The 19,945-nt window shown below is 75.8% G+C and carries 16 protein-coding genes and 1 pseudogene; 5 read left to right on the plus strand and 12 right to left on the minus strand.

Annotated elements, in window-relative coordinates; all coding sequences use genetic code 11:
- Window positions 1-94: 94 nt before the first annotated feature.
- Window positions 95-1,570, plus strand: coding sequence for a TrkH family potassium uptake protein (locus AC0VX0_RS09160; protein WP_002856331.1), 1,476 nt, complete (start codon window positions 95-97; stop codon window positions 1,568-1,570).
- Entirely contained in the window at window positions 1,563-2,240 is a 678-nt protein-coding gene (locus AC0VX0_RS09165) for a potassium channel family protein (RefSeq protein ID WP_002856329.1), read from the plus strand. The genes AC0VX0_RS09160 and AC0VX0_RS09165 overlap by 8 nt, the downstream gene beginning before the upstream one ends.
- A gap of 15 nt (window positions 2,241-2,255) precedes the next feature.
- Here AC0VX0_RS09165 and proC read toward each other — a convergent pair whose 3' ends face one another.
- From proC to trhO, 6 genes are all read right to left on the minus strand, one after another.
- Window positions 2,256-3,086, minus strand: a complete 831-nt coding sequence (gene proC / locus AC0VX0_RS09170) for a pyrroline-5-carboxylate reductase (protein ID WP_002856327.1) — start codon at window positions 3,084-3,086, stop codon at window positions 2,256-2,258.
- Window positions 3,083-3,970, minus strand: coding sequence for a sugar phosphate isomerase/epimerase family protein (locus AC0VX0_RS09175; protein WP_002856324.1), 888 nt, complete (start codon window positions 3,968-3,970; stop codon window positions 3,083-3,085). The genes proC and AC0VX0_RS09175 overlap by 4 nt, the downstream gene beginning before the upstream one ends.
- 2 nt (window positions 3,971-3,972) lie before the next feature.
- Window positions 3,973-4,995: a Ppx/GppA family phosphatase gene (locus tag AC0VX0_RS09180; RefSeq protein ID WP_002856323.1), complete on the minus strand. Its 1,023-nt coding sequence runs from the start codon at window positions 4,993-4,995 to the stop codon at window positions 3,973-3,975.
- Between the two features lie 5 nt (window positions 4,996-5,000).
- Window positions 5,001-7,835 (minus strand): type I DNA topoisomerase, encoded by a 2,835-nt coding sequence (gene topA, locus AC0VX0_RS09185; protein ID WP_475451556.1) that lies wholly within the window; start codon window positions 7,833-7,835, stop codon window positions 5,001-5,003.
- 142 nt (window positions 7,836-7,977) lie between these two features.
- The gene (locus AC0VX0_RS09190) at window positions 7,978-9,654 is read right to left on the minus strand and encodes a DUF7059 domain-containing protein (protein WP_144918892.1); all 1,677 of its coding nucleotides are present in this window, start codon (window positions 9,652-9,654) and stop codon (window positions 7,978-7,980) included.
- Window positions 9,651-10,580 carry an oxygen-dependent tRNA uridine(34) hydroxylase TrhO gene (gene trhO, locus AC0VX0_RS09195; protein WP_144861971.1) on the minus strand — a complete coding sequence of 310 codons (930 nt, stop codon included), beginning with the start codon at window positions 10,578-10,580 and terminating at the stop codon, window positions 9,651-9,653. The genes AC0VX0_RS09190 and trhO overlap by 4 nt, the downstream gene beginning before the upstream one ends.
- 93 nt (window positions 10,581-10,673) lie before the next feature.
- Here trhO and AC0VX0_RS09200 point away from each other — a divergent pair, with 93 nt between their 5' ends.
- Window positions 10,674-11,447 carry a GNAT family N-acetyltransferase gene (locus tag AC0VX0_RS09200; RefSeq protein WP_101967387.1) on the plus strand — a complete coding sequence of 258 codons (774 nt, stop codon included), beginning with the start codon at window positions 10,674-10,676 and terminating at the stop codon, window positions 11,445-11,447.
- Window positions 11,444-14,044, plus strand: coding sequence for a DEAD/DEAH box helicase (locus AC0VX0_RS09205; RefSeq protein WP_119217841.1), 2,601 nt, complete (start codon window positions 11,444-11,446; stop codon window positions 14,042-14,044). Before AC0VX0_RS09200 ends, AC0VX0_RS09205 begins: the two co-directional genes overlap by 4 nt.
- On the opposite strand, the gene AC0VX0_RS09210 is transcribed toward AC0VX0_RS09205, so the two are convergent.
- The 6 genes from AC0VX0_RS09210 to AC0VX0_RS09235 all read right to left on the minus strand — a co-directional run bounded on the left by AC0VX0_RS09210 (window position 13,960) and on the right by AC0VX0_RS09235 (window position 18,690).
- On the minus strand, window positions 13,960-14,403 hold the full coding sequence (locus AC0VX0_RS09210) for an Rv3654c family TadE-like protein (RefSeq protein ID WP_376173543.1): 444 nt from the start codon (window positions 14,401-14,403) through the stop codon (window positions 13,960-13,962). The two genes, AC0VX0_RS09205 and AC0VX0_RS09210, sit on opposite strands and share 85 nt — an antisense overlap.
- Window positions 14,400-14,852, minus strand: a complete 453-nt coding sequence (locus AC0VX0_RS09215; RefSeq protein WP_119217839.1) for a TadE family type IV pilus minor pilin — start codon at window positions 14,850-14,852, stop codon at window positions 14,400-14,402. Before AC0VX0_RS09215 ends, AC0VX0_RS09210 begins: the two co-directional genes overlap by 4 nt.
- Window positions 14,845-15,078 carry a DUF4244 domain-containing protein gene (locus AC0VX0_RS09220; protein ID WP_010080291.1) on the minus strand — a complete coding sequence of 78 codons (234 nt, stop codon included), beginning with the start codon at window positions 15,076-15,078 and terminating at the stop codon, window positions 14,845-14,847. The genes AC0VX0_RS09215 and AC0VX0_RS09220 overlap by 8 nt, the downstream gene beginning before the upstream one ends.
- Window positions 15,079-15,254: 176 nt before the next feature.
- On the minus strand, window positions 15,255-16,400 hold the full coding sequence (locus AC0VX0_RS09225; RefSeq protein WP_262391150.1) for a type II secretion system F family protein: 1,146 nt from the start codon (window positions 16,398-16,400) through the stop codon (window positions 15,255-15,257).
- Complete coding sequence (locus AC0VX0_RS09230; protein WP_119217837.1) at window positions 16,397-17,722, minus strand: TadA family conjugal transfer-associated ATPase; 1,326 nt, start codon at window positions 17,720-17,722, stop codon at window positions 16,397-16,399. The genes AC0VX0_RS09225 and AC0VX0_RS09230 overlap by 4 nt, the downstream gene beginning before the upstream one ends.
- Before the next feature lie 158 nt (window positions 17,723-17,880).
- Window positions 17,881-18,690: an NUDIX hydrolase gene (locus AC0VX0_RS09235; protein ID WP_119217836.1), complete on the minus strand. Its 810-nt coding sequence runs from the start codon at window positions 18,688-18,690 to the stop codon at window positions 17,881-17,883.
- Between the two features lie 36 nt (window positions 18,691-18,726).
- Between AC0VX0_RS09235 and AC0VX0_RS09240 the strand changes: the two are divergent.
- Window positions 18,727-19,942: pseudogene (locus AC0VX0_RS09240) on the plus strand (NAD(P)-binding domain-containing protein).
- The last annotated feature ends 3 nt before the right edge of the window (window positions 19,943-19,945 follow it).

Below are 19,945 nucleotides of genomic sequence, written 5' to 3' on the forward strand. Positions count from 1 at the left end.
CGCCTCGGATGTCTCACCCACGTGACGCGCGGGCCTCAGGGGCGCGCGATACTGGGAGCCGGTCCGTTCCCCGTCCCCGTGCAGGAGGTGCCCCGTGGCAGGTCCCCGTCCGACCCCGCACGCCCGCCGCCACGGCGGGGTGCGCCGGCCCGGCGGACTCCCCCGGCCCGGCCAGGCCTCCACGCTGGAGTCCTCGACCGACCTGCGCACGGCGCTGCGGCGCTCGGGCCGTGCCGTCAGCTCGGTGGTGGGCGGCTCCCCGGCCCGCGCCGCCCTCTCCGCCTTCGCCCTCATGGCCCTGGTGTTCACCGGGCTCCTCGCCCTGCCGTGGGCCGCGGCGGACGGCCACGCCACCCCCCTGCACGACGCCATGTTCACCGCGGTCTCCGCCTTCTCCGTGACCGGTCTGACCACCGTCAACACGGCCGAGCACTGGTCCCCCGCGGGCCAGGTGATCATCCTCGTGGCCATCCAGATCGGCGGCCTGGGCATCCTCTCGATGGCCTCGCTGCTCACGTTGGCCGTCTCCCGGCATCTGGGCCTGAGGTCGAAGCTGGCGACGCAGCAGGCGGGCATGACCTCCGGCAGTCTCGGCGAGGTCGGCCAGCTGCTGCGCGTCGTCGTCGTGACGGTGCTGACCGCCGAGGCCGCGCTGGCGCTCGTCCTCGTGCCGCGGTTCGCGGCCATCTCCGGCTCGTGGCTCACCGGCCTGTGGCACGGTGTCTTCTACTCGGTCAGCGCCTTCAACAACGCGGGGTTCACCCTGCACGTGGACGGCCTGCCGGAGATCATGCACGACCCGGTGGTCATCACGGTGCTCGGCGTCGGCGTGTTCCTCGGCGCGCTCGGCTTCCCCGTGGTCATGGTGCTGCTGGAGAAGGGGTGGCGGTTCCGGGAGTGGAACCTGCACACCAAGCTCACGGTCGAGGTGACGCTGGCCCTGCTGGTGCTCGGCGCCGTCGCCCTCTTCTTCTTCGAGGCGGGCAACCCGGCGACCCAGGCCGGCATGGGCTTCTGGCAGCGGGTCGGGCACTCCCTGTTCGGCTCCGTGATGACCCGCTCCGGAGGCTTCGCGATCGACGACACGAACGCGCACCAGCCCGAGTCCCTGCTGCTCATGGACGCGCTGATGTTCGTGGGCGGTGGGTCCGCCTCCACCGCGGGCGGCATCAAGGTGACCACGCTGGCGATCATGTTCCTCGCGATCGTGGCGGAGGCGCGCGGCGACCGCGAGGTGACGGCGCACGGCCGCACGATCGCCCCCGAGTCCCTGCGCGTGGCCATCGCGGTGCTCGCACTCGGGGCCACCCTCGTGCTCGTGGCCACTCTGGCGCTGGTGCACATCACCGACGAGTCCCTCCAGCGGCCCCTGTTCGAGGTGATCTCCGCGTTCGGCACGTGCGGACTCTCCGTGGGCGTCTCCGCGGAGAGCCCACCGGCCGGCAAGTACGTCCTGACGGCCATGATGTTCGCGGGCCGCGTTGGTACGATCACGTTCGCCGCCGCCCTGGCCCTGCGCCAGCGGCGCGTGCTCTACCGCTACCCCGTCGAGAGGCCGGTCATTGGCTGACACCCCGCAGCGCACCGATCCCAACGCCCCCGTGCTCGTCGTGGGTCTGGGCCGCTTCGGCGCCGCCACGGCCGAGGAGCTCGTCGCACAGGGGCGCGAGGTGCTCGCCGTCGAGCGGGACCCCGTCCTCGTGCAGCGCTACGCCCCCTCGCTGACCCACGTGGTGGAGGCGGACGCCACCGACTCCGAGGCCCTGCGCCAGCTCGGTGCGCAGGACTTCTCGACGGCGGTGGTCGGCGTGGGCACCTCCATCGAGGCATCGGTGCTGATCACCGTGAACCTCGTGGACCTGGAGATCCCGCACATCTGGGTGAAGGCGATCAGCGAGGCGCACGGCACGATCCTCAAGCGGATCGGGGCGAACCATGTGATCTTCCCGGAGCACGACGCCGGCGTGCGCGCCGCCCACCTCGTGAACGGGCGCATGCTCGACTTCATCGAGTTCGACGACGACTTCGCGATCGTGAAGATGTACCCGCCGGCCGAGTGCGTGGGCTTCACGCTCGCCGAGTCCCACGTGCGCTCCAAGTACGGCGTGACCGTGGTGGGCGTGAAGACCCCGGGCGAGGACTTCACCTACGCCCAGCCGGACACCCGGGTGGGCCCGCGCGACACCCTCATCGTCTCCGGGCACACGGACCTCATCGACCGGTTCGCCGCCCGGCCCTGAGGCACGCCGGAGCCGTCAGGCCCCGAACTCCTCGGCCATCTCCTTGTCGCGCTGCGCGGCCGCGTCCATGGCACGGTTCACGAGGTCGCCCATGCCGCCGTCCAGGAACGCCTCCACGGCCTTCTCGGTGGTGCCGTTCGGGCTCATCACGGCCTTGCGCAGAGCCTCGGCCCTGGCCCCCTCCTGCTGGAGCATGATGCCGGCGCCCTTGACGGTGGCCGCGGCCATGGCCTCGGCGGAGGCGGCGTCCAGTCCCATCTCCGCACCGTGGGCGGCGATCAGCTCGGCCAGCAGGAACACGTAGGCCGGGGCGGAGCCGGCGGTGGCCACCACGGCGGAGAGCTGCTCCTCGGCCACCGGCACCACCAGGCCGGAGCCCTCGAAGAGAGCGCGCACGGCGGTGGTCTGCTCCTCGGTGACGCCCGGCCCGGGGGCCACGCCCACGACGCCGGAGCCCACCGTCAGGGGCGTGTTCGGCATGGTCCGCACGATCGGCTGCCCCGCCGGCAGCACGGCGGCCATGGTCGCGGCGGTGACGCCGGCTGCCACGGACACCACCACGGTCTCGGGGCGCAGCGACGGCGCCAGGTCCGTGAGGGTGGCGACCATGTCCTTCGGCTTCACGCCCACCAGGACGATGTCCGCCTCAGCGACCGCGGCATGGTTGGTGCGTTCGTCCCGCTCCTGGGAGGTCACCGTGACGCCGTGCTGCGCGGCCGCCTTCTCGGCGGAGGCGGCGGAGCGGGTGGTGGCGGTGACGTCCTCGGCGCGCACGGCGCCGGCGTCGAGGGCCCCGGCGAGGATCGCGCCGGTCATGGTGCCCAGGCCCAGGATGGTCAGCTTCATGGTCGGTCCGTCTCCTTCGTGGTCGGGCGCGGAACGCCGTCGTCGTCGTGGTGGTCGGTCCCGCCGGCGGCCAGGTGCTCGCGCGCGAACGCGAGCGAGGCGGCCAGCTTCTCCTCGCGCTGGCCCGCGTACTCCACGCCGCGCGTGCCCACCTCCACGCACACCGCGCCGGCCAGGCCCTCGGTCGCCAGGTGGCGCAGGGTCTCGGCCACGCGCTGCGTGCCCTCGCCGGGGACCAGGTGGTCGTCCTTGCCGGAGTCGTTGCCGTCGGTGAGGTGGACGTGCCGCAGCCGCGGGCCGAGCTCGCGGACGGCCGCCAGAGAGTCCGCCCGCGCGATGGCCGCGTGGGAGAAGTCCCAGCAGATGTGCTCGTACGGCTCGGGCAGCGGGTTCCAGTGCGGCAGGTACATCTTGGCCTCGCGGCCGTAGGCCCGCCACGGGTACATGTTCTCCACCGCGATCACCACACCGGTCTCCGCCATGAGCTCGTGGATGCCCTCGGCGAAGCGCACCGCGTACGTGCCCTGCCAGCGGAACGGCGGGTGGGCGACCACGGTGGCCGCACCCACGGCCTGCGCCAGCTCCACGGAGCGGCGGATCTTGGACCACGCGGAGCCCCAGACCTGCTGCGTGAACAGCAGGGTGGGGGCGTGGATGGAGTCGATGGGCATCCCGTGCCGCTCGGACAGCCGCATCAGCCGCCGCGCGTCCTGGCTCCACGCGTTGTGCGTGACCATGACCTCCACGCCGTCGTAGCCGAGGTCCTCGGCGGTGGCGAACACGTCCTGGGTGCCCAGGGGGAACACGGACGAGGAGGACAGGGTCACGGGGATGTCCGCGCCGAAGCGCGCCGCGGGGGCCAGGTGCGCGGTGGCGTCCACCATGCTCAGCGCACCCCCAGGCTCAGTCCCGGCAGGAGGGTGTCCGGGTTGAGGTTCACGTGGCCGACGCCGGGCAGGCCGTCCCGGGTGAGGTGGCCCTCGAGCATGAGCGCGTCGAGGCGGTTGAGGATCAGGCCCTCGCGCAGCGCCCACGGGCAGATCTCGAGCTGGGCGATGCCGAACGTGCGCATGGCCGTCAGCGCGACGATCGCCCCCGCGAATACCTGGTGCGCGCGCACGTCCGAGACGCCGGGCAGCTCCGCCCGCTCCGCGATGGTCATCGCCGCGAGGCGGTTCACCCACAGGTGCAGGTCGTCCGCGCGCAGGTGCCGCTTCACGAAGGGCCCCGCCGCCGACGGCGCCGCCCCGGTGATCCGGGCGAGGGAGCGGAACGTCTTCGAGGTGGCGGTGACCACCACGGGCGACTCGATGCGCGGGAAGACCGTGTACGCCTCCTCGAGTCGCTTCTCCACGTGCTTGCGGAGCTTCTTCACCGCCTTGGGGCTGGGCGGGTCCTCGGGCACCCAGTCGCGGGTGAGGCGGCCGGCGCCCAGCGGCAGGGACAGGGCGTGCGAGGGCAGCTCGTCCTGGCCGTAGGCGATCTCGAAGGAGCCGCCGCCGATGTCGAAGTTCAGGATGGAGCCGGCGTCCCAGCCCTGCCAGCGGCGCACGGCGAAGTACGTCATGGCCGACTCCTGGTCCCCCGTGAGCTCGGAGAGGTGCACACCGGTCTCGGCCTGCACGCGGGCCAGCACGGCGGCGCCGTTCGCGGACTCGCGGATCGCCGAGGTGCAGAACGAGATCATGTCCTCCGCCCGGTGCTCCTCCGCGAACGCGGCGGCCTCACGGACGAAGTCCACGAGCTCCCGCTGACCCTCCTCCGTGATCGCCCCGTCGGCGTCCTGGTAGCGGATCAGCGGGAGGGAGCGCTTGTGCTCCGCGTAGGCGACGGGGCGGGCCCCCGGGTGGGCGTCCACGAGCAGCAGGTGAACGGTGTTGGAGCCGATGTCCAGGACGCCGAGGCGCATGGCGCTCAGGCCTTCTTCCGCGCGGTGGTCTTCTTGGCCGGGGCCTTGCGCGCCGCCGGCTTCTTGGCACCGCCGCGGGTGGCCGGGCCCTTGGCGCGCTTGTCCGCGAGCAGCTGGTAGGCCTCCTCCGCCGTGAGCTCCTCGGGCTGGCGGCCGCGCGGGACGGTGATGTTGGTGACGCCGTCCGTGATGTACGGGCCGAAGCGGCCCTCCTTCACAGTGACCTTCTTGCCGGAGACCGGGTCCTCGCCGAACTCGGCCAGCGGCGGCTTGGCGGCCCCGCGGCCACGCTGCTTCGGCTGGGCGTAGATCTCGAGGGCCTGCTCCTGCGTGATGCTGAAGATCTGGTCCTCGGACTCGAGCGAGCGCGAGTCCGAGCCCTTCTTCAGGTAGGGCCCGAAGCGGCCGTTCTGGGCGGTGATGACCTCGCCCTCGGCGTCCGCGCCCACGACGCGCGGCAGGGACATCAGCTGCAGCGCCTGCTCGAGGGTCACGGTGTCCACGGACATGCTCGTGAAGAGGGAGCCGGTGCGGGGCTTCTCCTTGGCCGGCTTCTTCTTCGGCTTGGGCTTGCCGTTCTTGTAGTACTCGGTGGGCTGGGCGTCGAGCCAGGCCTGCAGCTCCTCCTCGGTCATCTCGGGGATGACCTCGGTGACGTAGGGCCCGTAGCGCCCGTCCTTGGCGACGATGGTCCGGCCCGTCTCCGGGTCCGTGCCGAGCTCGCGCTCGGAGGGCTGGGCGGTGGCGAACAGCTCCTCGGCCTTGGCCGGGGTGAGCTCGTCCGGGGCCAGGTCCTCGGGGACGTTGGCGCGCGGCGGGGTGGCGCCCGCCTCCGCGTCGGCCGGCAGCGACCGCTCCAGGTACGGGCCGTACTGGCCCACCCGCAGGGTGATGTCCTCGGTGATCGGCAGCGAGTTCACGGCTCGCGCGTCGATCTCGCCGAGGTTGTCCACCACGTGCTTGAGGCCCTCGACGCCCTTCTCCGTCTCCGCGGCGGGGGCCCCGAAGTAGAAGGTCTGCAGCCAGGCCTCGCGGCCGAGCTCGCCCGCGGCGATCCGGTCGAGGTCGTCCTCCATGCGGGCCGTGAAGTCGTAGTCCACGTACTTCGCGAAGTAGTCCTCGAGCAGTCCGATCACCGCGAACGCGGTCCACGACGGGACGAGCGCGGTGCCGCGCTTGGACACGTAACCGCGGTCCATGATCGTGGAGATCGTCGGGGCGTACGTGGAGGGCCGCCCGATCTCGCGGCGCTCCAGCTCGGCGACGATCGACGCCTCGGTGTAGCGGGCCGGCGGGGAGGTCTCGTGCCCGGTGGCCTCGATCGGGTCACCGGTGAGGCGCTCGCCCTGGGCCACCTGCGGCAGGCGGCGGTCCTTGGCCTCCGCGTTCTCGCCGTCGACCTCGGCGTCCCGGCCCTCCTCGTACGCGTCGAGGAAGCCCTTGAACGTGATGACGGTGCCCGAGGCGCTGAACTGCGCGAGGCGGCCGTCCTGCGCGGTGGCCGAGAGCCGCAGCGTGGCGGTGTAGCCCTTGGCATCGGCCATCTGCGAGGCCACGGTGCGCTTCCAGATCAGCTCGTACAGGCGGAACTCGTCCGGGCGCAGCTCGGCCTTGACCTGGGCCGGGGTCCGGAAGGAGTCCCCCGCGGGCCGGATGGCCTCGTGGGCCTCCTGCGCGGTCTCGTTGCGCTTGGCGTAGACGCGCGGCTGGGCCGGCACGGCGTCCGCCCCGTAGAGCTCGGTGGCCTGGCGCCGGGCGGCCTGCACGGCTTCCTGCGAGAGGTTCACCGAGTCCGTGCGCATGTACGTGATGTAGCCGTTCTCGTACAGGCGCTGGGCCACCTGCATGGAGACGCGGGAGCTCATGCGGAGCTTGCGGGCGGCCTCCTGTTGCAGCGTGGAGGTGGTGAAGGGGGCGGCCGGGCGGCGGGTGTACGGCTTGTCCTCCACCGAGTCGACCGTGAAGTCCGCCCCGCGCAGACCCTCGGCCAGCGAGCGGGCGCCGGCCTCGTCCAGGTGGGTCACCTTCTTGCCGGCGGAGGCCTTGAGCCGCCCGGCGTCGTCGAAGTCGCGGCCCGTGGCCACGCGCTCGCCGTCCACCGTGCTGAGGCGGGCCGTGAACGAGCTGCCCACGGCGTCCGCGGCCTGCGCGCCCTCGGCCACCGTGAAGGTGCCCTCCACGCCCCAGTAGCGGGCGGAGACGAAGGCCATGCGCTCCCGCTCGCGCTCGACGACGAGGCGGGTGGCCACCGACTGCACGCGGCCCGCCGAGAGCCCGCGGGAGACCTTGCGCCACAGCACCGGCGAGAGCTCGTAGCCGAACAGGCGGTCGAGGATGCGGCGCGTCTCCTGGGCGTCCACGAGGGCCGTGTCCAGCTCGCGGATGTTCTCCAGGCCTCGGCGCACGCCCTCCTGGGTGATCTCCCCGAAGGTCATCCGGTACACCGGCACCGTGGGCTTGAGGGTGTCCAGCAGGTGCCAGGCGATGGCCTCGCCCTCCCGGTCCGCATCCGTGGCGAGGTAGAGGGCCTCGGCGTCCTTGAGCTCGCGCTTGAGCTCCGCGACCTTCTTCTTCTTGTCCGGGTGCACCACGTAGTACGGGGTGAAGCCGTGCTCCGTGTCCACGGCGAACTTCCCGAACGGGCCCTTCTTCATGTCCGCCGGCAGGTCCGAGGGCTTGGGCAGGTCGCGGATGTGCCCCACGGAGGAGTCCACCACCCAGCCGGAGCCCACCGCGTTGAGGTACTTCGCGATGGACTTGCTCTTGGCCGGGGACTCCACGATGACCAGCTTCTTGCCCTCGGGCACGGGAGCGGTCACGGAAGCGGATGACGTGGACAAGGGGGTCCTCCTCGGACGGGGAAGGCGGTGGTTCCGGGCCGGTGCGCGGTGCACGCCGGCGTCGGGCGGACGTCCCCACATCGTAGGGGGCGCGGTGCCCACGATAACGCCCGGCGTCCCCGCGCCCGCCACCGCCCGATCGTCAGCCCTCCACCAGGAACCCGTCCTCGTACAGCTCCCGCAGCGCGGCCAGCAGGCCGGCCCGCCCGACGTCGTCCAGCTCCAGCAGCGCGGCGACCGCGCCCACCAGCTGCCCCACGGACAGCTCACCGTCGGAGGCGGACAGCACGCCCGCCGTCGCGGTGTCCAGGCGCGCCACGCGCCGGAACCCGGAGCCCTGCCGGGCCAGGATCACCTCGGGGTGCTCCGCCCCGAACCGCTGGTGCCGCTCCTCCGTGACGTCCGCGGCCACGCGCAGGTGCAGGCCGCGCAGCGCGGCCAGGGCCGGGTCCCCGACGGCGTCCCCCGCCCCGGCGCCGGCGGCGAGCCGGTCCCGGCGGGCGACGGCGGCGGCCCACGCGGCGCCGAGGGCCTCGTCCACGGGCTGGGTCAGCTCCTCGGCGACCACCCACCCCCGGCCCTGGGAGCCGTCCGCGGCGGGCCGACGCAGCCACACGTGGCCGAAGCCCACGCCCGCGACCCCGCGCGCGGCGAAGTCGTCCAGGTAGCCGCGGTAGGCGGCCTCATAGGCGGGCGGGTCGAGCTCGAGCGAGGAGTCCTGCAGCCACGTCTCCGCGTAGCCCGCGGGGTCCTGCCGGTCGCGCTGGAGGAACCAGGCCTGCATCCCCGGCGCCACCCACGAGCGCGGGCGCGCGTCCCACGGTGCGGTGTCGGCGTTGGCGGTGTCCCCCGCCGGGATCTCCCAGTTGGCGAGCAGCTGCGCGGTGCCGCCCTCGGCGAGCACGTCCGGCAGGGCCGCGATCAGCTCCGCGACGATCCGGTCGCCCTCGCGGCCGCCGTCGCGGTAGGTCAGCACGGGCGCATCCGGGTCCGTGCGCGGGGTGATCACGAACGGCGGGTTCGAGACCACGAGGTCGAACCGCTCCCCCGCCACCGGCGCCAGCAGATCCCCGGCCGCCAGCCGGACCCGGTCCTCGAGCCGCTCCCGGTCGAGGCCGAGCACGTCCGCGTTGAGCAGCAGGTTGAACCGGGTGAACGCCAGGGCGCGCTCGGACAGGTCCGTGGCGGTGACGTGGTCGGCGTGGGCGAGCAGGTGCAGGGTCTGGATCCCGCAGCCCACCCCCACGTCGAGGGCGCGGGCCACGGGACGGCGCTGCGTGGCGCCGGCGAGCGTGAGGGAGGCCCGACCGACGCCGAGCACGTGCTCGGGAGGCAGCGGGCCGCGCCGCTGCAGGGCCGTCAGGTCCGAGGCGATCCACATCCGGCCCGGCTCGTCCGCCTCATACGGCGAGAGGTCCACCGCGCCGCGCACGCGCCCGTCCGGTCCCTCGACGACGAGCCCGGCCGCCACGGCCCCGGACAGGCCGAGGCTGGGCAGCGCGGCGTCGAGGTCGGCGGCGGGGACGGAGTTGCCGAGCAGCCAGGCCCCGACGGCGGCGGCGAGGCCCCGCGTGCCGTGCCGGTCGCCGGGGCCGGCTGCGTCGTCGTGCCGGCCGGGGCCCGCCAGGTGACCGGCGACGACGCGGCGGGCGGCCTCGGCGTGCTCGCGGTCCAGGGCGCGCGTGGCCACGGGTCCGAGCAGACCCTCGACGGCGGCGGTGGTGAACGGCAGGGCCGCCAGGTCCGCGGCGAGGGCCACGGCCGTGGCCGGGGTCAGCCGCGGGGCGGGGGGCGACGGGGGTGTCGGGACGGGACTCACGCCTCGGTCCTCTCGGCGGGGTGGGGACGGTGGGCGCAGACAGGGCAGCGGTGCTCGGGGTCGTCGACGGCGCAGGCCGCGCAGCGGACCTCGAGCGTGGTGCAGGCCGGGTCGGCGCAGTTGCGCAGCGCCGAGGTCGGGGCATGGCACGTGACGCACCGGCCGATGGTCTCGGCGTCGGCGGTGAAGCGGGTGGACAGGCGTCGGTCGAACACGGCCAGTTCGCCCCGCCACAGTCCGGCGTCGCCGCGGGCCTCGCCGTAGCGGACGATGCCGCCGTCGAGCTGGTAGACCTCGGCGAAGCCGCGGTCCTTGAGCAGGGCGGAGAGGACCTCGCAGCGCACGCCGCCCGTGCAGTAGGTGATCAGCGGCGCGTCCTTGAGGTGGTCCAGGGCCCCGGAGTCGACGGCGGCGAGCAGGTCGCGGGTGGTGTGCGCGTCCGGGACCACGGCCCCGTCGAAGCGGCCGATGGCCGCCTCCACCGTGTTGCGGCCGTCGAGGAAGCGCACGGGGTTCGCGCTGCCGGCGCGCTCGGCGACGAGCGCGTCCACCTGAGCGGGGGTGAGCCGCTCCCCCGTGCCGACGACCCCGTCCGCGTCCACGGTGACGCGCTCGGGGGCCCCGAACGCGACGAGCTCGGGCTTGAGCTTGACGGAGAGGCGGGGGAAGTCCGCCGCCGAGCCGTCCGACCACTTCACCTCGAGGTCCCGGAACGCCGGATGCTCCCGCGTGCCGCGCACGTAGCGCTTGACCGCGTCGACCGGTCCGCCGACGGTCCCGTTGATCCCCTGCGGCGACACGATGATCCGGCCGGTCAGGCCGAGGGACGCGGCGAGCGCGCGCTGCCACAGCCGCACCGCCTCGGAGTCGGCGAGCGGGGTGAACCGGTAGTACAGCGCGATGCGCGAGAGGGGGGCGGTGCTCATCGAGGTCCAGGCTAGTGCGCGACCCCGGACGTGACGGCCGTGAGGGACGGGCGGGGCCTGGCCCGCACCGGCCTCACGCCTTACCCTTCAGACATGACTGAGCATCTGGATCCGGCACTGGTCGACATCTGGTTCGCGGCCTGGTCGCGATCGCGCGGCTACCGCGTCAGCCAGGAGGCGGGGCGACGCGCGGCCCTGCGCACCCCCCGCCCCGCCCACATGATCCCCGGCGGCTCCGGTCGCGCCACGGTGGACGTGCCGGCCACGTGGGAGCACGTGGTGGTGAACCCCTCCCGCGCGGAGCTGGAGGACCTGCGCGAGGCGGTGCGGGACCAGGAGCAGATCCTGCTCACCGTGTTCGGCGACGCCGGCGAGGACCCCAAGGCCATGGGTCTGAAGGCCCAGGCCGAGCCGGAGCGCTTCATGACCATGGACATGGACCCCGAGCTGCAGGACGTGGAGCCCCCGCTGCTGCCCGAGGGCTATGAGGCCCGCGTGGACCAGCCGATGGAGGGCAGCCGTCGCCTGCGCATCCTGGCCGTCGGCGCCTCGACCGCGCCCGAGGGCGAGGAGGAGCTCGCCGCCCTCGGCTGGGTCACCGAGGAGGACGGCACCGCCGTCTACGACCGGATCTGGACGTCCCCGAACCACCGTCGCCGCGGCCTCGGCTCCCTCGTGATGCGCTACCTCACCTCCGAGGTCATGAGCGAGGGTGAGATCAGCCGCGGCCTGCTCGTCGCCTCCCCGGACGGCCAGAAGCTGTACCGCCACCTGGCCTGGACCGACCTCGGCCCCGTGTCCATCTGGGGTCGCGGCCTGGCCGAGGACAACCCCACCGCCGAGCACACCGGCACCATGGGGGCGTGACCGGCCACCTGCCGGAGCACGATCCCTGGGCGGATCCCGCGGGCGGCTGGGGGCCGCCCGGCACGGCGGACGCCGCGCCGCCCGTCGACGACGCCGCCCCGGACTCCTCCGGACCGGAGCCGCAGCCCGTCGGTGAGGTGGTGGCCGACGTCGTGGCCGGGCTGTCCGTCACGGCACCCGGCGACCTGCGCCCGGACACCCCGGCGGGGGCCGGACTCCGTGCGGCGCTGGGTCGGACCGGGTTGCCCGAGCAGATCCGCCACGTCACCGAGCTGCCCGCACGGCAGGCCCGGCACACGGACTGGCCCGCGGACGCTCCGGAGGGCCTGGTCAGGGCGTTCGCGGCGCGCGGCGTCGAGCGGCCGTGGCTGCACCAGGTGCGGGCCGCGGCCCTGGCCGGCGCGGGTACGCACACCGTGCTCGCCACGGGCACGGCGTCGGGCAAGTCGTTGGGCTACCAGCTGGCGGTCGGCACCCGGCTGGCCGCCGACCCCCGGGCCACCGCGCTCTACCTCGCCCCCACCAAGGCCCTCGCGGCGGACCAGCTGACCTCCTGGCGCGCCCTCGAGCGGGACGGCGCCCCGGGGCTGCGCGCGGCCCCCTACGACGGCGACACCGCACCGCAGGACCGGATCTGGGCCCGCGAGCACGCCACCGTGCTCATGACCAACCCGGACATGCTCCACGTCGGGATCCTGCCGCACCACGAGCGGTGGGCCGCGTTCTTCCGGAACCTGGCGTTCGTGGTGGTGGACGAGTCGCACACCTACCGGGGCGTCTTCGGCTCGCAGGTGGGCATCCTGCTGCGCCGGCTGCGGCGCATCGCCGCCCACTACCGCGGGGACCGGCCGGAGACCGTGTTCATCGGGGCGTCGGCGACGTCGGCGGATCCGGCCGGGCACTTCGCTCGACTGATCGGGGCGCCGGCCACGGCCGTCACCGAGGACGCGTCCCCGCACGGGGCGGTCACGGTGGCGTTCTGGGAGCCGGAGCTGACGGACCGTCGGGGCGAGAACGGCGCGCCCGTCCGCCGCTCGGCGATGGCCGCCGCCGCCGACCTGGTCACGGACCTGGCCCTGCAGCAGGTGCGCACGCTGGCGTTCATCCGCTCGCGGCGCGGGGCCGAGGCCATCGCCAGCGCGGCCAAGCGGCAGCTCGAGGAGGTCGAGCCGGGGCTCGGCACCCGGATCGCGGCCTACCGCTCGGGCTACCTGCCCGAGGAGCGGCGGGAGCTGGAGGCGGACCTGCGCTCGGGTCGGCTGCTGGGCATGGCCTCGACGCCGGCACTGGAGATGGGCATCGACGTCGCGGGGCTGGACGCGGTGGTGGTGGCCGGCTGGCCGGGCACCCGCGCGTCGTTCTTCCAGCAGATCGGCCGCGCCGGGCGCGGCGGCCAGGACGCGCTCGCGTTCTTCGTCGCCTCGGACGACCCCCTGGACACGTTCGTGGTGGACCACCCGGAGGCCGTGTTCGACCTGGGCGTGGAGGACACCGTGGTGGACCCGGAGAACCCGCACCTGCTCGGCCCGCAGCTGTGCGCGGCCGCCGCGGAGCTGCCGATCACGCCCGAGGCGTTCGGCTGGTTCGGGGAGCCGGACCGGGTGCGCGCCCTGCTGGACGTGCTGGTCGAGCAGGGGCTGCTGCGCCGTCGGCCGGCCGGCTGGTTCTGGACGCACCCCGAGCACGCCGCCGGCATGGTCTCCCTGCGGGACGACGGCGGCGGCCCCATGGACATCATCGACGCCGAGTCCGGCGCCCTGCTGGGCACGATGGACTCGCCCCAGACCCACTACCAGGCGCATCCCGGCGCGGTGTACGTGCACCAGGACCGCACGTACCTCGTGGAGGAGCTGGACGAGGACGCGCACGCGGTGGTCGTCACGCGGGCCTGGCCGGACTTCACCACGCAGGCCCGGGACGTCACGGAGATCGAGATCGTGGCGGTGCACCGGCGCCTGGACGCGCGCGAGGGCACCCTGCGCTGGTGCCTCGGGGATGTGCAGGTCCGCACCCAGGTGGTGTCCTTCCAGCGCAAGGCCCTGGTCTCCGGGGAGGTGCTCGGCGAGGAGCCCCTCGACCTGCCGGCGCGGGACCTGTTCACCTCGGCGGTGTGGTTCCAGGCGGCCTCGGACGAGCTCATCGCCGCGGGACTGACCACGGATCGCCTGCCCGGCGCCCTGCACGCGGCCGAGCACGCGATGATCGGCATGATGCCGCTCGTCGCCTCGAACGACCGCTGGGACATCGGCGGCGTCTCGATGGTCCTGCACCCGGACACCGGCTCCCCCGCCGTGTTCGTCTACGACGGCCGGCCCGGCGGGGCGGGCTTCGCCGAGCGCGGCTTCGAGCAGGCGCGGCGCTGGGTCGAGGCGACGGCGGGGGCCATCGCGGCGTGCGAGTGCGCGGAGGGCTGCCCGTCCTGCGTGCAGTCCCCCAAGTGCGGCAACCGCAACAGCCCGCTGGACAAGGCCGGCGCGCTGACCGTCCTGCGGTTCCTGATGGACCACGCCGATCACCTCGTCCCGGCGGACGCCTCGACCGACGGTTCGGGCGACGGCTCGGGCGGCGGGGCCACGGACGCGGCGCCCGGGGCCTGAGACCGCGGCGGGCCCGCGACGGCGTCGGCCGTGGCCGACGGCAGCGGGGCGCGGGCGAGCTCGACCGCGACGCGCACGGTCCCGTCCTCGCGCACCTCGCACGCCACGACGACGGCCCCGTTGCGTGCGGCGGTCCGCCCGGCCAGGGTGCACGGTTCGTGGTTGGAGAGCCCGCGCCGTGCGTCGGAGGCGGCGAGCGCCGCCAGATCGGCGGCCCCGGCCGCCCGGGAGCCGGTGACCGAGGCCTGCCCCAGCACCGCGACCGCCAGCAGCAGACCCGCCCCCAGGGCGGCCGTGCCCAGGACGGACACGGTGCCCGAGCCGCGTTCGCCCCGCGCGGGCGCCCTCCCGCGGGTCATGACCGGTCCTCCGGCCCGGCGGCGGGCGTTCCGGGCCGCTGGTCGGGGGCGGCGGCGTGCGCGGTGAGGGTGAGGGCCTCGGCCCAGGCGAGCGGCCCGGGGCCGGGCTGGACGACCTCGACGGTCACCCACCCGCCCTCGACGGTGTGCGAGAGCGAGGCGTCGTCGCCGGCCATGCGTGCCACCGCATCCCGGGCCGCCGCCTCGTCGTCGCCCCGGGCGAGGATGCGGGCGGCTGACGCCGCCGCGTCCTGACCCCGCACCTGCTGCACCGCGGCGGCCCCGGCCAGCAGGACGGACACGAGCACGAACGCGATCACGGGCAGCAGCACCGCGTACTCGGCCGTGACGGCCCCGGTCTCGCCGCCCCGGAGCGCGCGGGGCCGCCCCGCCGTCCGGGCGCCCGTGCGGCGCGCGGACGGCGGGGCGGAGGTCGGGTGCTCAGTCACGCTGGAGCGCCCCGGAGACGAGGTCCACGAGCAGCGACTGCACGTCCGGGCTGGTGAGCACGACGGCCAGCACACCCGCGAAGCCCACGGCGGCGAGCGTGAGGATGCCGTACTCGGCCGTGATCGCGCCGGTCTCCTCGCCCGCGGCGTCGACGACGCGGGCGAGGCGGTCGCGGTCGCTGGGGCGGGTGACGGCGGGCTGGGCGGTGTGGGAGCGGTGGGTCATGGTGGTCCTCCTGGAGTGGGCCCCGCGGTGCGGGGCGGTGGTGACGGCCCGGCCGGGCCGCTGGTCCCAGGCTGGCCCGCTCCGGGGCCCGCGCGCCGGGGGCGATGCGGATCCGGGGATGGGCCGGGGCGATCGGGGCCCTGTGCAGGACCGGACGCCCCGGCGTCGCCACGGCCTCAGCCCGGTCCCGCCCCGAGCAGGGCCATGACGACGGGCACCACGCCCCAGCACACGAAGGCGGGCAGCAGGCACAGCCCCAGCGGCATCACCAGGCGCACGGCGAGCTCCTCGGCCGCCCGTTCGTCGGCCCGCCGGGTCTGCTGACGGACGGCCGCGGCGGTCTCGGCCAGCGTGCGGGCGCCGGCCATCCCGGACCGGTGCAGCGGTCGCAGTCGGGCGGCGGTCTCGGTCCACACCGGGTCCGTGTCGAGACCCGCCCACGCCTCGTCCCAGTCCCGGCCCCAGAGCAGCAGCGCCGCCGTGGCGCGCAGGTCGCGGGCGCCCGGCAGGGTCCGGCCGAGGTCGTCCAGCGCGGCGGGCAGGGATCGGCCGGCGCTGAGCAGCGCCGCCAGCACGTCCAGCACGACGGCGGCGCCCACGGCCGCCGGCTCGCGCGCGGCCGAACGCAGCAGCAGGCGCGTCCAGGACCGCCCGGCCAGCCAGAACAGCAGCCCCACCGCGGCGACCACGGCGCCGAAGGGCGAGCGGACCAGGTCCCACGGGGAGGTGCCGAGCAGCCACGCAAGGCCGAGGCCGCCCAGGGGCAGCCACTGCAGCAGTCGGGACGTCGCGCCCGGCCCCGCCGCGGCCGAGCGGCGGGCCCGGGCCGCGTCCACGTCCGCCTCGAGGCTGTGGGCCAACCGCCGGGCCACGGCTGCGGGAGCCGCGCCCGCCCGGGCCCCGGCCGCGAGCGCCGCATCGATCAGCGCCCAGCCCGGGTCCCGTGCGGGCGTCCGCCAGGACGGGGTCCCGCCGCGGCGCGCCGCCTCCCGGTGCAGGGTGGCGTCATGAGCCATCGCGTCCCCCGCCTCCACATCCCAGGCCAGCGCCTCGGCCCGGCGTCGGGCGCGGTGATGGGCACAGCACACGGTCCCCGCCTCGCCCGGGCTCGACCCGCAGGCGGGCAGGGTGCACGCGGTCTCCCGCCAGGCCTGCTCCTCGGTCAGGCCGGCCGAGACGAGGGCGGCCCAGCGGCGCAGCACGCCGACGAGCACCTCCGTCTCCTCCTCCGGCCTCGCCCGCCCCGCCCGCCAGGGCAGCAGCGGCACGGCACGCCCAGCGCGCGACCGTCGTGCCTGCCCGGCCGCCGTCGTCGTGCTCACCGGCCGCTCCGCCCCGCCAGCCGGGCCGCGAGCGCGGGCATGCCGGGTCCTTCGACGGTCCGCCCGCCCGTCGCCTCCGTCCCGGGCCGCCACGTGAGGGCGGGCAGCAGGGCGAACCCGTCGGCGCGCGGGTCCGAGACGGCGAGCTCCACGGGGTGCCGCCCGTGGCCGTCGCGGGCGATGTGCAGCACGGCGTCCACGCCGGCGCGGGCCTGCGCGGCCACCGTCTCGGGCCGCCAGCCGGCCAGGGAGGCCATGGCCGTCAGCCGGGCGGGCACCTCGGCGGCGGCGTTGGCGTGCAGGGTGCCCCACGCGCCCTGGTGGCCGGTGTTCAGGGCGGTGAGGACGTCGGCCACCTCGGCGCCGCGGCACTCGCCGACCACGAGCCGGTCCGGCCGCATCCGCAGCGCGTGGCGGACGAGCTCGGCCAGTCCGACCTCGCCGGCGCCCTCCGCGTTGGCGGCGCGGCACTGCAGGGCGACCACGTGCGGGTGATCGGGCGCGGCCTCGGCCGTGTCCTCCACGACGACGATCCGTTCGTCCCCCGGCACCCGGCCGAGGGCCGCGGAGAGCAGCGTGGTCTTGCCCGCCCCGGTCGCGCCGCTGACCAGGACGGTGGCGCGGTCGCGCACGAGCGCCTCGAGGGCGTCGGCCCAGAGGGCGCCGTCCGGCCAGCCGTCGGCCAGTGCGGCCAGCGACGGCGTCGTGGCGGCCGGGATCCGCAGGCTCAGCAGGGTGCCGCCGCCGCTGACCGGGGGCAGGACCGCGTGGACGCGCACGCCGCCCACGCGGGCGTCGGCCAGCGGCACCGCCGCATCGAGGCGGCGGCCGGCCCGGTGCAGCAGCCGCACCGCGAGCGCCCGGGCGGTCGTGGGGTCGAGCCGACCGGGGCGGCGGACGAGGCCCTCGTCCCCGTCGGTCCACACCGCGCCCGCGCCGTCCACGAGCACGTCGGTCACGCCCGGGCTGCGCACCCAGGGTGCGAGCGGGCCGAAGCCGTCGAGCTCATCGACCAGCGCCGCCACGCGCGGGTCGTCGATCGGCGCGTCGAGGGCCTCGGCGATCAGCGGGGCCAGCGGCGGCTCCGCCCCGTCTGTGGCCGAGGCACGGGCCTCGGCCACGCGTCGGCGCACGACGGCGGCGTCCAGCCCGTCGGGGCCCGCTGCGGGTGCGGCGAGCGGCGGCGCGGCGACCTGCGTGCGTTCCGGCTCGGCCGCGCCGGTGCGGGGCCACGGGAACCGTCGGCTCACCTCGGACGGGGCGGGGCGGGACCGTCGGCCCCGGGGCGGGCGGGCCGGGGCGGCGGGGACGAACGGGCGCATGGCGGGCCTCCTGCGGGTCGGGGCGGCCGCCGCGGTCCGCGGCCGCCGGCCCGTCCAGTCCACCGTCCCGCCCGGGTGCCCGCGCCCCCGGTCCCGCCGCTGGGGACACGAACCCGCCCTCCGGCGCCTGTGCAGGAGCGGGCGGCGGCGCGCAGCCGTCAGCCGCGCAGGATCTCGTGGGTCCGCGCGTCGCGCACGCGGGAGTCGTCCCACGGCACGTCCCAGCCCAGCAGCCCCACCACACGGTCCAGCAGCGCCGCCGTGAACCCCCACACCAGCCGCTCGCCCACGAGGAAGCCCGGCGTCTCGCCGCGGCGGCCGCCGGGCCGGGCCACGCGGCATCGGTTCGCGGGGTCCACCAGGTCCGCGACCGGCATCCGGAACACGGCCGCGGCCTCGGCCTGGTCGACCACCGCCACGCGACTGGGGTCCCGCCACCACCCGAGCACCGGGTGCACCACGTGCCCGGAGACCACCACCGGCACCGCCGGCAGCACGCCCAGGACCTCCACGCCGGCCGGGTCCAGGCCGGTCTCCTCCTGTGCCTCGCGCAGGGCCGTGGCCACCACGTCGGCGTCCTCGGGGTCGACCCGACCGCCGGGGAACGCGATCTGCCCGGCGTGCTGGCGCAGGGTGGCGGCGCGCTGGGTCAGCAGCACGTCCACGTGCGGGTGCACGCGCCCGGCGTCGTGACGGGCGGGGACGTCGTCGAGGGCGCCGAACAGGATCAGCACGGCGGAGGGGCGCGGATCGCCGGACCGGGGCCAGTCGAAGCCCCACATCGGCACGGCCTCGGGCGGGACCGTGGTGAGCGAGACCGGGTCGTGGTGACCGGGCGCGTCCGCAGGGGCCGCGCCCCACCGGGCCACGAGGTCCGCCAGCTGGTCCCGCGCACCCGCCAGGGACGCGTCGGACGTCCCGACGGCGTCGCGGGAGGTCGGGCGGGGGCTCGCGGGGGTCTCAGGCATGGCCCCCACGCTAGTCGCCGGTCGTAGCCTCGGGGCATGACGGCTCCCCTGACCTCGCCCCCGGCGGCCACCGCGTCCCCGGATCCGGTGGACGTCGCGGTGATCGGCGCCGGCCAGGCCGGACTGGCGGTCGGCTACTTCCTGGCGCGGGCCGCGCGGGCCGCGCGGGACGTCGGCCGCGGGCGCCGGCCGGGCCCGCCGCCGTCGTTCGTCCTGCTCGACGCGTCCGCCCAGCCCGGCGGCGCGTGGCCGCACCACTGGGACTCCCTGCGCCTGTTCTCCCCCGCCGAGCATTCCTCCCTGCCGGGCCGACCCATGCCGCCGTCGCCCGGCCCCGCCACCCCGGACGCCGGGCACGTCGTCGCGTACCTGGCCGACTACGAGGACCGCTACGGGCTGCCGGTGCGCCGGGGCGTGCGCGTCGCGGCGGTGACGCACGACGCCGCCGCGTCCCCGCCGTTCACCCTGCGGCTCGAGGACGGCTCGGCCCTGAGCGCCCGCACGGTGGTCTCCGCGACCGGCTCGTTCACCCGCCCGTTCGTGCCGGCCCTCCCGGGGGCCGACCGCTTCGGCGGCACGCAGCGGCACTCCGCCGCGTACCGCTCCCCCCGACGCGTTCACCGGGCGGCGCGTCCTCGTGGTGGGCGGCGGCAACTCGGGCGCCCAGATCGCGGCGGACCTGCTGCTGGCGGGTGTCGCCACCACGTGGGCCACCCGGCGTCCGCCCCGGTTCATGCCGGACGACGTGGACGGGCGGGTGCTCTTCGATCGGGCCTCGGCGCGCGTGCTGGGCCGCTCCGAGGCGCGCGTGGGCGACCTCGGGGACATCGTCATGGTGCCCTCGGTGATCCGCGCCCGCGACGGGGCCGGGCTCCACGCGGTCCCCGCGCCCACCGCGCTCACGCCGGACGGCGTCCGCTGGGACCACGACGCCGGCGCGAGCCACGGCTGGCCCGCCGCCAACCGCGCCGCGGCCCGGGTGCGCGGCGCCGAGCACCCGGTGGACGACATCGTCTGGTGCACGGGCTTCCGGGCGGACCTGCGCCATCTGCGGGGCCTCGAGCTGACCCGCCGCCCCTCCGGGGCGCCGGCGACGGAGCGTGCACTGCCGACCGCCTCGGTGGACGTGCCGGGGCTGCACCTGCTCGGCTACGACGACTGGTGCGGGGCCGCCTCGGCCACGCTCGCGGGCGTGGGGGCTCACGCGCGCCGGGCGGTCGCCGCGATCCTCGCGGGTCTCACCGAAGGCTGAGCG

It is taken from the genome of Micrococcus sp. iso_26 (genome assembly GCF_056172975.1).